12 protein-coding genes are annotated in these 15330 nt (G+C 71.0%); 5 read left to right on the top strand and 7 right to left on the bottom strand.

The features are described 5' to 3' along the window. Window positions 1-127 precede the first annotated feature (127 nt). The 5 genes from queF to RT051_RS09470 all read right to left on the bottom strand — a co-directional run bounded on the left by queF (window position 128) and on the right by RT051_RS09470 (window position 8081). Window positions 128-979 carry an NADPH-dependent 7-cyano-7-deazaguanine reductase QueF gene (queF, locus tag RT051_RS09490; protein WP_313075640.1) on the bottom strand — a complete coding sequence of 284 codons (852 nt, stop codon included), beginning with the start codon at window positions 977-979 and terminating at the stop codon, window positions 128-130. Between the two features lie 45 nt (window positions 980-1024). Beyond that, a complete protein-coding gene (locus RT051_RS09485) occupies window positions 1025-3010 on the bottom strand; it encodes an OPT family oligopeptide transporter (protein WP_313075637.1) in 1986 nt (661 codons plus the stop codon). Between the two features lie 37 nt (window positions 3011-3047). Then, complete coding sequence (locus RT051_RS09480; protein ID WP_313075634.1) at window positions 3048-3875, bottom strand: 2OG-Fe(II) oxygenase; 828 nt, start codon at window positions 3873-3875, stop codon at window positions 3048-3050. Window positions 3876-3924: 49 nt separating this feature from the next. Beyond that, window positions 3925-4701, bottom strand: a complete 777-nt coding sequence (gene yaaA / locus RT051_RS09475) for a peroxide stress protein YaaA (RefSeq protein WP_313075629.1) — start codon at window positions 4699-4701, stop codon at window positions 3925-3927. A gap of 137 nt (window positions 4702-4838) precedes the next feature. Continuing rightward, window positions 4839-8081: an Rne/Rng family ribonuclease gene (locus RT051_RS09470; protein WP_313075626.1), complete on the bottom strand. Its 3243-nt coding sequence runs from the start codon at window positions 8079-8081 to the stop codon at window positions 4839-4841. Between the two features lie 640 nt (window positions 8082-8721). Here RT051_RS09470 and RT051_RS09465 point away from each other — a divergent pair. From RT051_RS09465 to RT051_RS09450, 4 genes are all read left to right on the top strand, one after another. Continuing rightward, on the top strand, window positions 8722-9756 hold the full coding sequence (locus tag RT051_RS09465; RefSeq protein ID WP_313075624.1) for an RluA family pseudouridine synthase: 1035 nt from the start codon (window positions 8722-8724) through the stop codon (window positions 9754-9756). A gap of 64 nt (window positions 9757-9820) precedes the next feature. Beyond that, a complete protein-coding gene (locus tag RT051_RS09460) occupies window positions 9821-10489 on the top strand; it encodes an HAD-IA family hydrolase (RefSeq protein ID WP_313075623.1) in 669 nt (222 codons plus the stop codon). Beyond that, entirely contained in the window at window positions 10489-10869 is a 381-nt protein-coding gene (locus RT051_RS09455) for a Rieske 2Fe-2S domain-containing protein (protein WP_313075620.1), read from the top strand. The genes RT051_RS09460 and RT051_RS09455 overlap by 1 nt, the downstream gene beginning before the upstream one ends. A 12-nt stretch (window positions 10870-10881) precedes the next feature. Then, on the top strand, window positions 10882-11928 hold the full coding sequence (locus RT051_RS09450; RefSeq protein WP_313075617.1) for a S49 family peptidase: 1047 nt from the start codon (window positions 10882-10884) through the stop codon (window positions 11926-11928). A 53-nt stretch (window positions 11929-11981) separates the two neighbouring features. Here RT051_RS09450 and RT051_RS09445 read toward each other — a convergent pair whose 3' ends face one another. Together RT051_RS09445 and RT051_RS09440 are read right to left on the bottom strand one after the other, a co-directional pair. Then, the gene (locus RT051_RS09445) at window positions 11982-13535 is read right to left on the bottom strand and encodes a class I adenylate-forming enzyme family protein (RefSeq protein WP_313075614.1); all 1554 of its coding nucleotides are present in this window, start codon (window positions 13533-13535) and stop codon (window positions 11982-11984) included. A 45-nt stretch (window positions 13536-13580) separates the two neighbouring features. After that, window positions 13581-14378, bottom strand: a complete 798-nt coding sequence (locus tag RT051_RS09440) for a crotonase/enoyl-CoA hydratase family protein (protein ID WP_313075611.1) — start codon at window positions 14376-14378, stop codon at window positions 13581-13583. Window positions 14379-14439: 61 nt separating this feature from the next. On the opposite strand from RT051_RS09440, the gene RT051_RS09435 reads away from it, so the two are divergent. Then, the gene (locus RT051_RS09435) at window positions 14440-15267 is read left to right on the top strand and encodes a PaaX family transcriptional regulator C-terminal domain-containing protein (RefSeq protein WP_313075607.1); all 828 of its coding nucleotides are present in this window, start codon (window positions 14440-14442) and stop codon (window positions 15265-15267) included. Window positions 15268-15330 lie beyond the last annotated feature (63 nt).

Raw genomic sequence — 15330 nt, 5'->3', positions numbered from 1 at the left:
TTTCTTGTCGCGCGACAAGAAAGTAAGTCGCCCGCCGGGGCGAGTCCCGGCCCCCCACACCCAAAAAAACCTAACAACAAAACCAGCCCAAACCCCGCGCCAGGCAAGGGCAGCCAGCTACAAAAACCTACTGCCTCGCCGTCCGCATATTCCTCGGCAACGCCTGCGGATGACTGGTGCGAAACGGATTGATATCCAACCCTCCCCGGCGCGTATACCTCGCATACACCGCCAGCTTGATCGGCCTGCACCGCGCCCACACGTCCATGAAGATGCGCTCCACGCACTGCTCGTGAAACTCGTTGTGGTTGCGAAAGCTCACCAGGTACTGCAGCAGCCCCGCCTGCTCGATCTGTGCGCCGCTATAGGTGATCTGCACGCTGCCCCAGTCGGGCTGGCCGGTCACCAGGCAGTTGCTTTTCAGCAGGTGGCTGACGAGAGACTCCGTCACCGGCGCCTCGTCGTGGTTGGTCGACAGCAACTGCGGTGCGGGTGTGTACTGGGTGCACTCCACGTCCAGGCGGTCCAGCAGCAGGCCATCGAGCTCGCGCACCTGTTCGGCGCCGAAGCCCTCCGGTGCGATCAGCCGCACGCCCACGCTACCCGAGTGGCCCGAGCCGCGCCACGCGGCCTCGCTCAGGTCGGCGCGGATGCGGGCGCGCACCTCGTCGGCGCTGGCGAATTGCGTGCCGTTGAAGCTGTTCAGGTACAGCTTCAGCGACTTGCTCTCGATCAGGTTGGGCGTCTCGCACGGCACGGTGATGTGGGCGAGGGCTACCTGGGGCTTGCCGCGCGCGTTCAGCCAAGACAGCTCGTAGGCCGTCCACAGGTCGGCGCCGAAGAAGGGTGCCGCGCCCGGCTGCAGGCCAAGTTCGGCGCGCTTGGGGCTGCGTGGCAGTGGGAACAGCAGGCCGGCGTCGTACTGGTCGGCATAGGCCGAGCGCCGGCCCAGCTGGGATTGTTCGGGGGTCTGTGACATGGAAAAAGCAACCTTCCGGGCAGGGGCGCAGGGCCTGCGCGCCGCTCAGCGGCGCAGCACGCTGCGGTAGAAGAACACGGCCAGGGCGATGAAGGTCGCGAGACCCAGCCACATCGCCGGAGCGAAACCATCGCCCACCAGGGCCAGCGGCGCGTCCTGGCCGCTGAAGCCGATGACGGCCGCCAGCAGCAGGCCCATCAGGCTCTCACCCACGATCAGGCCCGAGGCCAGCAGCAGGCCGCGCTCCTCGGCCGTGGCCACCCAGTCCGCGCCCCGCCGTTGGCCCCAGGCGCGGATGCCGCGCTGCACCAGCCAGCCCAGCGCCGCGCCCACCGCCAGCGTCACGCCGATGGTGGGCGGCAGGTAGATGCCCAGCCCCACGGCCAGCGGCGGCAGTGCCCGGCCGCTGCGGCGCAGCAGCGCATCGGCGACGATCACCACCACGCCCACGGCCACGCCCAGGCCCAGCATGGTCCAGTCCAACGACCGGCTGAAGATGCCGCTGGCGATCTGCTGCATCAGCGTCGCCTGCGGGGCGGCCAGGGCGTGGGCCGGGTCCATGCCCGGGCGCGGCAGGGCGCCGGCAAAACCGTAGGCGTTGTAGAGCAGGTCCAGCACCGGCGGGATGACCACGGCGCCCACCAGGCAGCCGATGATCAGCACCACCTGCTGGCGCCAGGGCGTGGCGCCCACCAGGTAGCCGGTTTTCAGGTCCTGCAGGTTGTCGTTGGAGATGGCCGCCATGGCCAGGATGACCGAGACCATGAACAGCACCAGCGCCACGCCCAGCGGGCCGGACACGCTGGTGGCAAAGGCCGGCACCAGCGCGCTGAGCGCCAGCAGCGACAGGCCCATCAGGATGGTGGCGATGATACCGATGCCCGAGATGGGGCTGGCCGACGAGCCCACCAGGCCGGCCATGTAGCCGCAGGCCGCCGCCACCAGGAAGCCGAACACGGCGGCAAACAGCACGCACAGCGCCGCCAGGGCGTAGCGCGCGCCGCTGGAGAGATCCTGCAGGTGCTGGCCGATGAAGTCGTTGGTCACGCCCCAGAGCACGGCCAGGGCCGCCAGGCCGATGGCCAGCATCCAGCTGCGCGGCATGTCGCGGTCGGTCTCGCCCTGCGCCGGTGCGTCGGCTGCGTCCTTCCGTGCCGGCTGCCGGGCGATGGCCTGCAGGATGGGGCGCACCAGCGTGGCCACCGTCCACAGGGCGGCGACGGCAATCACGCCCGCGCCCAGGAAGCGCGCCTTGGCCGCCCACAGCTGGGTGGCCAGCGCGCTGAGTGCCTGACCCTCGGCCGGCGCGGCGTGCGCCGTGAGCCATGGCACGACCACGCCCCAACACAGCACCACGCCCAGCAGCGTGGCCACGCCGGCAGCCGCACCCATCAGGTAGCCTGCGGCCAGCAGCGCCGGCGAGAACCCGGCGGCGACGCGAAAAACCACGCCGCCGGCGGGAACCCAGAAGTTCACCGCGTCGCCCAGCAGGCGCAGGCCTCCGCTCAGAAAGCTCAGCAGCGCTGCCAGACCGGTGCCCCAGCCCAGGCTGCGCAGGCCGGCGCTGCGTGCCTGGCCGCCCGCATGCTGGCGCTGCGCCTCGCCCACGCGCAGCACCTCGGCCGCGGCCACGCCCTCGGGGTAGGGCAGGGTGGACTGCACCACCATGACACGGCGCAGCGGCACCGTGTAGAGCACGCCCAGCGTGCCGCCGGCGGCGCACACCAGAGCCGTTTGCCAGAACGGAAAGCCCGACCACAGCCCCAGCATCAGGAGCGCCGGCAGCACGAAGATGACCGACGACAGCGTGCCGGCCGCCGAGGCCTGCGTTTGCACCAGGTTGTTCTCCAGGATGTTGGAGTCCTTGAAACGGTACAGCAGTGCCATCGAGATCACCGCCGCGGGAATGGCCGAGGCGAAGGTCAGGCCCACCTTCAGGCCCAAATAGACGTTGGCGGCGGTGAACGCCAGGGTGATGAGGGCGCCCAGCAGGACGCCGCGCAGCGTGAATTCGCGCGGGGTGGGGGTCATGGGGGAGGCAGGAGTGGAAAAAAGGAAAAAGAGGCGGTCATTGGAATTCGCGCTCGCGCAGCCACTTGGTGGCGATCCACTTCTCGCCCTCGACGACGGGCGCGCCGCCATGCAGCGTGCGCGTGTCGGGGTGGGGCCGCTCGTAACTGAAGAACACGGCGTTGCCGGGTCGCGGCGCCACCTCCAGGAACACGTCGGGGAAGGTGGTGCCGCCGCCCCGGACCGGCTCGTTCAGGTAGATGATCAGCGTGGCCACGCGCTGGCCGCCGCGGCGCAGGATGGTGGGGGTGCCGGGTTCGGCCGGGTCGAAATAGTCGTAGTGCGGCTTGTACTCCGCGCCCGGACGGTAGCGCAGCACCTGCAGGCCCTCGCCGTGCCCGATGGGCCAGCGTACCAGGCGGGCGATGCGCTCTTCCAGCCGCTGCACGACGGCGTTCTCGCCGCGCTGGAAGAACATGCCGTCGCTGGTGCGGTCGTCGTTGACCTGGTCGGCGCCGGTGGCGGTGGCCACGGTGAGCGAGCGCGTCAGGCGCGGCCGGGCGGCGTCGATCAGCGCTTCGCACTCCTCGGCCGAGAGCAGGTTGGCAAACAGCACCAGGCGCGGCCGCGCCATGCTCATCAGAACCTGCACCTGCCGGTCGCCCACATCGATGCGGCCTGGGGCCTCCGCAAGGTCGGGCTCGGGCAGCCTGGCCGCCGGGGGCACGCCCAGTACGCTTTCGACCGCGGCGGTAACCACGTCCGGCTGCCAGCCCGCGCGGGTCAGGGACTCGACCAGCATGGGCGCCGCCAGACCGCTTTCTGCCTGGGCGAGGATCCATTGGCGCAGTTCGTCGGTGATAGGCTGGGAGGGCAGAGCGGTCATGGGTTCTCCGTCGTCCGGGCGTGCGGTGGGTGGCAGGCGGGGCGTCGCCTCAGGCGGGCTTGCGGCGAAACACCAGCCGTTCGGGCGTGGAGACGCCGGGCGCCCAAGAATAGCCTTCGGCGGCAAAGCTCTGCAGCTGCCGCGGCTGGCTGGCGCGCGCCTGGATGGCCCAGCGCGCCATCAGCCCGCGGGCGCGCTTGGCATGGAAGCTGATGACCTTGTACTGCCCCGCCCGCCAGTCCTCGAACACGCATTCAACCACGCGCGCCTGCAGGGCCGGGCGCGCCACGGACTTGAAATATTCCTGCGAAGCGAGGTTGACCACGACCGGCTCGGCGGCCTGCGCCAGGCGCGCGTTCAGGTGTTCGGCGATGCGCGTGCCCCAGAAGGCGTAGAGGCTGGCGCCGGCGTCCGTCGCCAGGCGCGTGCCCATCTCCAGGCGGTACGGCTGCATCAGGTCGAGCGGGCGCAGCACGCCGTAGATGCCGCTCAGGATGGCCAGGTGCTCCTGCGCCCAGTCGAGGTCCTGCAGGTCGAGCGACGAGGCATCGAGCCCCTCGTAGACATCGCCGTTGAAGGCCAGCAGGGCCTGGCGCGCGTGCTGCGGAGCAGACGTGGGCTGCCACGCGGCGTAGCGCGCCACATTCAGCGCGGCCAGCTTGTCGCTGAGGGCCATGAGCTGGGCCAGCTCCTGCGGTGCCTTCGCGCGCAGCACGGCGGCGAGCTGCGCGGCCTCACGCTCGAAATGCGGCACGCTGTGCGCCAGCCCTGTGGGCAGGGGGCGCCCGTAGTCCAGGGACTTGGCAGGAGAGAGCAGGAACAGCATGGCTGGGGACGCTCCGTTCTCGGAGAAGAAAAAAGGCTGCGATAGCGGCCTGGGCCGCGCCGCGCCTGGATGTCCAGCTATCGAAAAATGACTGAACGACCAGGCGGGGCCGGGGCGGCACCCCTGCCGCCCCGGCTTTAGCCCTGCTGCTCGCTGCCTTGCTCGAATGGCAGGCGCAGGTCGCGCAGGTCGCGGCGGGTCTCCACCAGCACCAGCGGGCCTTCATCGAGCGTCACTACCGGCGGGCGCTCGCGCGGCACGTGCACCGGGCGGGGCTCGGCGGCCATGGCTGCCCGTGCTGCGGCGATCTTGTCCGCGTCCGAGTTCACCCACTGCAGGCCGGCTGCGCGGGCAATGTCCTCCAGCGCCTGCAGCGGCAGGGTGAAGGATTGGGCGGCAGGCGCCGGGCCAGGCTGTGCTGCTGTCTCGGCTGCAGGAGCCGGAGCAAGGGCAGGTGCCGGGGCGGGAGCCGGGGCCGGGACCGGAGTTGCCACCGGAGCTGCCGGGACTGCGGGAGCCGCTTCCTCGGACAGCGCCGTGGACGGCACGGGCAGGGCCTCGGCGGCTGCAGCAGCCTGCGGGGCAGGAGCCAGCTGCACCGGGGCAGGTGCCGTGGGCGCCGGAGCAGGCGCTTCGGCTGCGGTGCCGGCAGCGGCGGCGGTGGGCTCGGCGGCAGGCTCGATGGCCTGCAGCGCGGCTTCGGGCACTGCCGCAGATGCCGACGCCGCGAAGTAGCTGCGGCGCACCGGCTGCTCGGCGCCCTGCGGGGCGATGCCGGCAGCGGTCACATCGACGTCCGGCAGAAAGGCGTCGCCCTCCTGCTGCACGGAATGGGCTGCAGCGCTGCCGTCGGTGGCCTCGTCTGCCTGCTCTGCCTGCTCTGCCTGCTCTGCACGGACGTTGCGCTCGCGGCGGTCGCGGCCATAGCGGTCGCGCGAGCGACGCTCGCGCCGCTGCTCGGGTGCTGCGGCGTCCCCTACGTCGCTGCCGGGAGCGTGGCCGGCGGTGGCGCCTGCCTCCAGTTCGGCCATGCCGGCCAGCTGCTGCTCGTCCAGAGGCATCGGCATGCCCTCGGCATCCGCCGTGCGTGGCCGGCGCTCGCGGCGTTCACGGCGCTCACCGTTGCGCTCGGTGCCGCCGCGGCCGTTGCGTGGCTGCGGCGCGGCGCCGTCGTCCATGGGGCCGGCTGCGCGGCCGGGCTCCATCGATTCCGCGGCGACTTGGGCTGCGGCTGCGGAGCGCTCGGTCCGCTCGCGGCTGCCCCGGCCCTCGCGGGGCTCGCGCAGCTCACGCGGCTCGCGCTCGCGGCGCGATTCGTTTTCGCCAGTCACCTGCTCGCTGCGGCGCTCGCCGCCCTCGCGGCTGCCGCGCCCGCCGCTGCGGCCCTCGCGGCCTTCGCGGTTTTCACTGCTGCGGCGGCCGCGTCCTTCGGACGAGCCATTGCCGCCGGTGCCTGCTTCGCCACGGCCCGCGCCCTGGCCCCGCCGGCCACGCTCGCCGCCGGAGCGGCGGCCTTCGCTGCGCTCGGGCTCGGCCGGCTGGGCGGCGGGCTGCGCCACGGGCGCAGGGGCCGCGGGCGCCGGCCTGGCGCCGAAGCCGAACAGGCTCTTGAGCCAGGCGAAGAAGCCCTGCTCGGGCACGGCCGCCGCGGCAGGCGCCTGCGCGGGGGGTGCCACGGGCGGTGCCACCGGGGGCTGCGCCGCGCCCTGGCGGCCCGCCTGGGCGCTGCCACGCGTGCGGCCCGCGCCCTGGGGGCGCGGCTCGGCCACGGGGGCGGGCGCGTCGGGCAGCACGCCCTTGATGACCGGCGTCTGCTTGTTGGTCGGCTCCTGCGAGCGGCGGGTGACGCGCGTGGGCTCTTCCTGCAGGTCGGCCAGCTTGTAGCTGGCGTCCATGCCGTCCAGACGCGGATCGTCGTGCTTGAGGCGCTCGAGCTTGTAGTGCGGCGTCTCCAGCGTCTTGTTGGGGATCAGCACCACGGAAACGCGCTGCTTGAGCTCGATCTTGGCGATCTCGGTGCGCTTTTCGTTCAGCAGGAAGCTGGCCACCTCCACCGGCACCTGGCAGTGCACGGCGGCCGTGTTGTCCTTCATGCACTCTTCCTGGATCATGCGCAGCATCTGCAGCGAGAAGCCTTCGGTGTCGCGCACGTGGCCGGTGCCGTCGCACAGCGGGCAGCGGATGTGAGCCCCTTCGGACAGCGAGGGCTTCAGGCGTTGGCGGCTCATCTCCAGCAGGCCGAACTTGCTGATGGCGCCGAACTGCACGCGGGCGCGGTCCTGGCGCAGGGCGTCGCGCAGGCGGTTTTCCACGTCGCGGCGGTTCTTGCTCTCCTCCATGTCGATGAAGTCGATGACGATCAGGCCGCCCAGGTCGCGCAGGCGCATCTGGCGCGCCACCTCGTCGGCGGCCTCCAGGTTGGTGCGGGTGGCGGTTTCCTCGATGTCCCCGCCCTTGATGGCACGGGCCGAGTTCACGTCCACGCTGACCAGCGCCTCGGTGTGGTCGATGACGATGGCGCCGCCCGAGGGCAGGGTCACGGTGCGCGAATAGGCCGACTCGATCTGGTGCTCGATCTGGAAGCGCGAGAACAGCGGCGCGTCGTCACGGTAGCGCTTTACGCGGGCGGCATGCTCGGGCATGACGTGCGCCATGAACTGCTGCGCCTGCTCGTAGATGTCGTCCGTGTCGATCAGGATGTCGCCGATGTCGCTGTTGAAGTAGTCGCGGATGGCGCGGATCACCAGGCTGGATTCCTGGTAGATCAGGAAGGCGCCGCGGCCCGCCTTGGCCGCGCCGTCAATGGCGTTCCAGAGCTTGAGCAGGTAGTTCAGGTCCCACTGCAGCTCGGGCGCGCTGCGGCCGATGCCGGCGGTACGCGCGATGATGGACATGCCCTTGGGGTACTCGAGCTGGTCCATCGCCTCCTTCAGCTCGGCGCGGTCCTCGCCCTCGATGCGGCGCGACACGCCGCCGCCGCGCGGGTTGTTGGGCATCAGCACCACGTAGCGGCCGGCCAGGCTGATGAAGGTGGTCAGCGCCGCGCCCTTGTTGCCGCGCTCTTCCTTCTCGACCTGGACGATCAGCTCCTGGCCTTCGCGGATCGCCTCGTTGATCCGCGCCTGCGAGGGCGAGACGCCCTCGGCGAAATACTGCTTGGAGATTTCCTTGAAAGGCAGGAAGCCGTGGCGGTCCTCGCCGTAATCGACGAAGCAGGCCTCCAGCGAGGGCTCGACGCGTGTCACCACGGCCTTGTAGATGTTGCCCTTGCGCTGCTCGCGCCCTTCGATCTCGATTTCGTAGTCCAGCAGTTTCTGGCCGTCCACGATGGCCAGGCGCCGCTCCTCGGGCTGCGTGGCGTTGATGAGCATCCGCTTCATGATGCGATTCCTTCGTTGTCTTGCGTATCCATGCGCCGGGCGCAGGGCAGGGTGCGGCCTGTGCCGCAGCCGTGCGCTGGCGTCAAAAAAGGCCCTTGACAGGAGCCAAAGATGCCGGGGCGGACGCGTCGAAACGAAGAAGGAAGCCGGATGCCTGCACGGGAGCTGCGCGGCGCAGGCCGTTTGCCTGCGCGAAAAATCAGTGGGTGCGCAGCCGGTGGGGAGGGGCGTGGATGGAGGCGAGGCGCAATGCGCGCAGCCGCACGGCGGGTGGCCGGGCTGCGGGCAGGGTGCAGGCGGGCACGACCGATGGCGCGCACGGCCAGGGCAGGAGCTGACGCCCCCGCCACAATGACACGATCCACGCCAGAAGCAGCCCCATGATTTCGCTTTGATCCGTCGGACGCCGGGCCTTGCCCGGTTGAAGGGCAAGAAGGCCGGCGCCGACCTTGAAATATCCGTATTCCGTGTTTCGATGAGTCAGCCCGCCGCGCGTCATGCAGTGCAACCGGTGCAGGCGGCAAAATAAGCCCGCCCGGAATGCGCACAACGCCCGTTGGCATCGACCAGCCTGTGCGCCAAGCCGGGTTGCGTCCGTTAAAATCCAGACAAATCAACCACTTACATATTCGTCGCGCAGGTGAAACAGATTATAGGCGGCAAAGCGGCCGCACACGGCTCGCCTGCCCAGGCAAGCGCCGCTCCGGCGGCGCGCATTCTCGAGGTCGATGCCGAGTGGGCCGGCCAGCGACTGGACAACTTTCTCATGCGCCATTTGAAGGGCGTGCCCAAGACCCACGTCTATCGCATCATCCGCAGCGGCGAGGTGCGCCTGAACCGCGGCCGCACCAGTGCCGATGCGCGCGTGGGGGCGGGCGACCTGGTGCGGGTGCCGCCGGTGCGCACTGCCCAGGCGCCGGCCGGGGAGGACGCGCGCGCTGCTCCGGCGCGCGAGTTCCCCGTTCTGTTCGAGGACGAACACCTGATCGCCATCGACAAGCCCGCGGGCGTGGCCGTGCATGGCGGCAGCGGCGTGGACTTCGGCGTGATCGAGCAGCTGCGGCGCGCCCGCCCCCAGGCCAGATTTCTGGAGCTGGTGCACCGGCTCGACCGCGAGACCTCGGGCATCCTGCTGGTGGCCAAGCGCCGCTCGGCGCTCACGCGACTGCAGGAGCAGTTTCGCAACCGCTCCACGGGCAAGACCTACCTGGCGCTGGTGGCCGGGCAGTGGCCGGCCGCGCGCAAGGTGGTGGACGCGCCGCTGCGCAAGTATCTGATCGAAGGCGGCGAGCGCCGCGTGCGCGTGACCACGGCCGACGACCCGGACGGCATGCGCGCGCTCACCCTGGTGCGGGTGCGCGAGCAGTTTGCGCCGCGGCCCGGGCAGGGCCTGCCGGCCATGGCGCTGCTGGAGGTGACCATCAAGACCGGGCGCACGCATCAGATCCGCGTGCACTTGGCCAGCAGCGGCCACGGCATCGTGGGCGACGACAAGTACGGCGATTTCGACCTCAATCGCCGCGTGCACAAGCAGGGCCTGCGCCGCATGTTCCTGCACGCCTGGCGGCTACAGTTCGAGCATCCGGCCAGCGGCGAGTCCTTGCAGCTGCACGCCGAGCTGCCCCCGGAGCTGGCCGCCTTCGCCGCCGACGCCGCCCCCTCCCAGTCCCTCTGAGAGCACGCGCGCAGGCCGCCTGCACCGGCGCGCCGCGCCCCTTCCTGCCGAAACCCTCCCGCCGATGACCTCTTCCCGCCCCCGCCGCTTCGACCTGATCGCCTTCGACTGGGACGGCACGCTGTTCGACTCCACCGCCATCATCGTGCGCAGCATCCAGGAGGCGGTGCGCGACGTGGGCGGCCAGGTGCCCACGACCGAGGCCGCGGCCTGGGTCATCGGCATGGCCCTGCCTCAGGCGCTGGCCCACGCCGCGCCCGACGTGCCGCACGAGCGGCATGCCGAGCTGGGCAACCGCTACCGCTACCACTACCTGCAGCACCAGGACGATGTGAGCCTGTTCGCCGGCGTGCTGCCGCTCCTGCAGATGCTCAAGGGCCGTGGCCATCTGCTGGCCGTGGCCACCGGCAAGAGCCGCCGCGGGCTCGACCACGTGCTGGGCGCGGTGCAGCTGCGCGGCATGTTCGACGGCTCGCGCACGGCCGACGAGACCGCCGGCAAGCCGCATCCGCTGATGCTGCATGAGCTGATGGCCGAGTTCGATGTCGCGCCCGGGCGCACACTGATGATCGGCGACACCACGCACGACCTGGAGATGGCGCGCGCCGCGGGCTGCCCCAGCGTGGGCGTGGGCTATGGCGCGCACAGCACCGAAGGGTTTGCCGCGCTTGCGCCGCTGCACGTCGCCGGTTCGGTGGCCGAGCTGCACCAGTGGCTGGAGGGCAACGCCTGATGGCCGCGTCGACACACGAGCAGGGCCTGCCCCTGTGCGCCAGCGACGAGCTGCAGGATGGCGGGCACGCCGTGGCCTTTGACGTGCTGTACGCGGGCGAGCCCGTGCGGGCCTTCGCCATCCGCTACGAAGGGCGCGTGCATGCCTACCTCAACCGCTGCACCCACGTGGCCATGGAGATGGACTACCAGGAAGGCCGGTTCTTCGACGACACCGGGCGCTGGCTGCTGTGCGCCACGCACGGCGCGGCCTACCAGCCCGACACGGGGGCCTGCGCCGGCGGCCCGTGCCGCGGGGCGCTGGTGAAGGTGGAACTGTCGGAGCAGGAGGGCGTGGTGCGCTGGCATACTGCGCCCCTGCTGCAACCCCTGGTGTTCTGACGCTGACCCATCATGACCGAGCCCACCTCCCGCCCACCCCAAGGATCGCAGCCAAACATGCCTCCAGGCCCCGACCTGTGGGGAAATGCTGCTACTAAAAATGCAGCAGGTGCGCCTGTTGCCTCCGGTCCCGCCTGGGAGCGTCAGGTGCTGGAGAAGCTGGTGCTGGCCACTGTGGCCGAGCAGCGCGCGGCGCGCCGTTGGCGCATCTTCTGGCGCTTTGCCTGGATTGCCCTGGTGCTGGGCATGGCCTGGGCGCTCATGTCGCGCGACCTGGCCAGCACTGCCAAGAGCGGCCCGCACACGGCAGTGGTGGACATCAAGGGCGAGATCGCCTCGGGCGCCGAGGCCAGCGCCGAGTTCGTCGTCGCCGCCTTGAAGAGCGCCTTCGAGGACCCGGGCGCCCAGGCCGTGGTGCTGCTCATCAACTCCCCGGGCGGCAGCCCGGTGCAGGCGGGCATCATCAACGACGAGATCACACGCCTCAAGGCCAAGCACGGCAAGCCGGTGTATGCCGTGGTCGAGGAGACCTGCGCCTCGGCCGCCTACTACATCGCCGCGTCCGCCGACAGCATCTTCGTGGACAAGGCCAGCATCGTCGGCAGCATCGGCGTGCTGATGGACGGCTTTGGCTTCACCGAGGCCATGGACAAGCTGGGCGTGGAGCGGCGCCTGATCACCGCCGGCGAGAACAAGGGCTTCCTCGACCCCTTTAGCCCCTTGAGCGAGCGCCAGCGCGAATACGCCCAGGCCATGCTCGAGCAGATCCACCAGCAGTTCATCGCCGTGGTCAAGGCCGGGCGGGGCGAGCGCCTCAAGGAGACGCCCGAGACCTTCAGCGGCCTGTTCTGGACCGGCCAGCAGGCCGTGGCCATGGGCCTGGCCGACCAGGTGGGCAACCTGGACTACGTGGCGCGCGAGGTGGTCAAGGCCGAGGAGGTCATCGACTACACGCGCCGCGACAACGTCGCCGAGCGACTGGCGCGCAAGTTCGGCGCCGCTGTCGGCGCGGGCGCGATGAAGGCGCTGGCGGCGCTGCAGGTGCCGCAGCTGCGCTGAGAGAAGAAAAAAAGGGCAGAAAAAGGGCCTTCCGGGAAGGCCCCCGCTCCTCTTCAGGCCAGCTGCCGCAGCTGCTCGCGCACCGCCTTGCGGCTGAGCTTGCCGACGGCCGTCTTCGGGATTTCCGCCACGAACACGACGCGCCCGGGCTTTTTGTAGCCGGCCAGCTGCCCGGCCACGTGCTCGATCAGCTGCGCCTCGTCGGCCGCCTGCCCGGGGTGCAGCGCCACCACGGCCGTCACCTGCTCGACCCACTTATCGTGCGGCGTGCCGACCACTGCGCACTCGCGCACGGCCGGGTGGCTCATGAGGGCGTTCTCCACCTCCAGCGGATAAACGTTGTACCCGCCGGTGATGATCATGTCGGACTTGCGGTCGCGCAGGTGAAGCAGGCCCCGCCCGTCGAGCAGCCCCATGTCGCGCGTGTGCACCCAGCCATCGGCGCCGAAGGTCTCGGCCGTCAGCTGCGGCGCGTTCAGGTAGCCCGACACGGCGGACGGCGCACGCACCACGATCTCGCCCACCTGGCCTTGCGGCAGGGGCTGGCCCGCCTCGTCCACGATGCGCAGCTCCACGTCGATGGCGGGCACGCCGCAGGCATCCAGGGCCTCGCCCTCGTGGTGCTCGGGACGCAGCACGGCGATGCACAGCGGCACCTCGGTCTGGCCGTAGTACTGCCAGAACCGCTCGCGCCCCCAGGCGGCCATGGCCTGCTCGATGATGGCGCGCGGCATGGGCGAGGCGCCGTAGATCACCGCCTTCAGCGCCGAGACATCGGTGGCACGGAAGTCGGGATGCGACAGCAGCATCTGCAGCATGGTGGGCACCATGTTGATGGTGGTGATGCGCTCCCGGGCGAGCTGGCACAGGTAGGCGCCCGGCTCGAAGGCCGGCGCGATCACGGTGCGCGCGCCGCGCAGCCAGAACGGCAGCACGAACACGCCCGAGGCGTGGATCAGCGAGGCCGCGTGCAGCATGGCGTCGTCCCGGCCGATGGGCATCAGGTTCAGCAGCACGTTGCGGCACACCGCGGCATACGACGCCTGGGTGTGCTGCGCCGCCTTGAGCGAGCCCGTGGTGCCGCTGGTGAACAGGGTGAGCACGATGTCGTCGGGCTGCACCTGGATGTCCGGTGCCGAAGTGGGTTGGGCGGCGGCCAGGGCCAGCAGGTCGTCACCGCCATCCACGCGCGCGCCCAGGCCCAGGCAGGCGAGGCCAGGCACCTGCGCGGCCAGCGCCGCCGCGCGCTCGTGCAGGTCGGTGCCGAACACCAGCAGCGTGCAGCCCGTGTCCTGCAGCATGCGGGCGTGCTCGGCCAGGGACAGCCGGGCATTGAGCGGCACCCGGTTCAGCCCGGCTTTGACGCAGGCGAAGTCCACCGGCACGCTGTGGATGCTGTTGTTCAGCAGCAGCGCCACGCGCTGGCCCTGCCGCGCGCCGGCCTGGCGCAGGGCGTGGGCCAGCTGGCTGCTGAGCGCGTCGGTCTGCGCGAAGGTCAGCCGCTGGTCGCCGCAGACGATGGCGATGCGGTCGCCGTGCAGCGCCGCGCCGCGGTGGATCAGTTCGAGGTAGGTGGGCTGGCGCGCGGCGCCCGAGAGGGTGGTCATGGCAGGTGTCTCCTGGGATCGGGGTAAGGGAAGTGGGATGGGCTCTCAGTCCTGGTGCTGCCCGCGCGGCGTGTCGAACTGCCCATGGCGGCCGGCGCCCTGCGTGAAGCGGGCGGCCCCGGCGACGCCCTCAGCGGCGACCATGGGGGTACCCATGCGGCCTTCCTGGCGCAGGGCCTGCTCCAGCGGCAGGTCCCACTGGGCATAGGCCGAGGCGCGGTCGGCCAGCAGGCACTGCTGGGGAAAGGCGGCCAACTGTTGTGCCAGCTCCAGGGCCAGCTCCAGGGCGCCGCCCGGCGGCGCGATGCGGTTGACCAGGCCCATCTGCTGCGCCTCGGCAGTGCCCACGGGGCGGCCGGTCAGGATCAGGTCCAGCGCCCGCCCCATGCCCACGATGCGCGGCAGGCGCACCGTGCCGCCGTCGATCAGCGGCACGCCCCAGCGGCGGCAGAACACCCCGAAGGTGGCGTCCTCGTCGGCTACGCGCAGATCGGCCAGCAGCGCCAGCTCCAGGCCGCCAGCCACGGCGTAGCCGTTGACGGCGGCGATCAGCGGCTTGCCCAGCGCCATGCGCGTGGGGCCCATGGGTCCGCTGCCGCCGCCTTCCGGGTCCAGCTCGTTGCGCAGCGCCGGGTCGCCCACGGCGGTGAGGTCGGCGCCGGCGCAGAAATGCCCGCCCGCGCCGTGCAGCACGGCCACGCGCAACTCCGCATCGGCCTCGAAGCGTTCGAAGGCGGCGCGCAGCGCGCTGGCCATCGGGCCATGCACGGCGTTTCGCCGGGCGGGGCGGTTCAGGGTGATCAGGCACACGGGGCCCCGGGTTTCGTACAGCACATCGGACACGGCAAGACTCCTGCGGCAAAGATGCGCAAAATCCTAAAAAACATTTCCATATTTCTCAAACATGGACACACCGAGAAATATCGAGGAGGCCCTGCCGTCGGCGCCCGAGCTGGTGCTGGACCTGCTGGTGGCCGATGGCGGCGAGCTGCCTTCGGCAGCACTGTGCCGCGCCGGCGCGCTGTTCGGGCTGGCGCCGGCGGTCATGCGCGTGGCCCTCACGCGGCTGCTGGCGCAAGGCAAGATCCGGCGCAGCCACCGCGGCCTGTACGCTATCGAGCGCGGCCGCCATCCGCTGACCGAGGCGGTGGACGGCTGGTGGCTGCGCCAGCGCGAGCAGCTGGACTGGCAGGGTGGCTGGGTGTCGGTGATCGATGGCGAGGTGCTGCGCCAGGACAAGACGGCCTGGCGCAGGCACCAACGGGCCCTGCAGCTGCGCGGCTTTGCCGCCCTGTCGCCCGGTCTGTGGCTGCGGCCGGACAACCTGCGCGGCGGCGTGGCGCGCGAGCACGGGCGCCTGCAGGGCCTGGGCCTGGCGCCCCAGGCGCTGGTGGCCGGGCTGCACTCGCTGCAGCCGCCGGCGCTGGAGCGCGTGCGCGGCCTGTGGCAGACGCGCGAGCTGGCGCAGCGCTACCGCACACTGGCAGCGGCGCTGCAGCGCAGCGCCCGCCGGCTGCCGACCCGGGACCTGGCCGCCGCGACGCGCGAGTCGTTGCTGCTGGGCCGCCACGTCATCGCCTGCCTGCTACGCGATCCGCTGCTGCCGGCAGCGCTCAGCGACCCGCGCCCCAGGGAGCGGCTGAGCGCGCTGATGCGCGACTACCAGCGCCAGGCGCGCGCCGTGTGCCGGGCCTTCCTGGCGCAGCCCGAGGCGCCGGCCCCGGAGCCCTGAAAAAGAATGAAAAACGGCTTTTGACGTTGATGGGCAAAGACAGGCAGCTATTCAATGAATAGC

The organism is Melaminivora sp. (genome assembly GCF_032059615.1).
Lineage (GTDB): Bacteria > Pseudomonadota > Gammaproteobacteria > Burkholderiales > Burkholderiaceae_C > Melaminivora.
The sequence above is the reverse complement of the archived record's forward strand: the minus strand, read 5'-3'. Positions and strand labels throughout refer to the sequence as shown.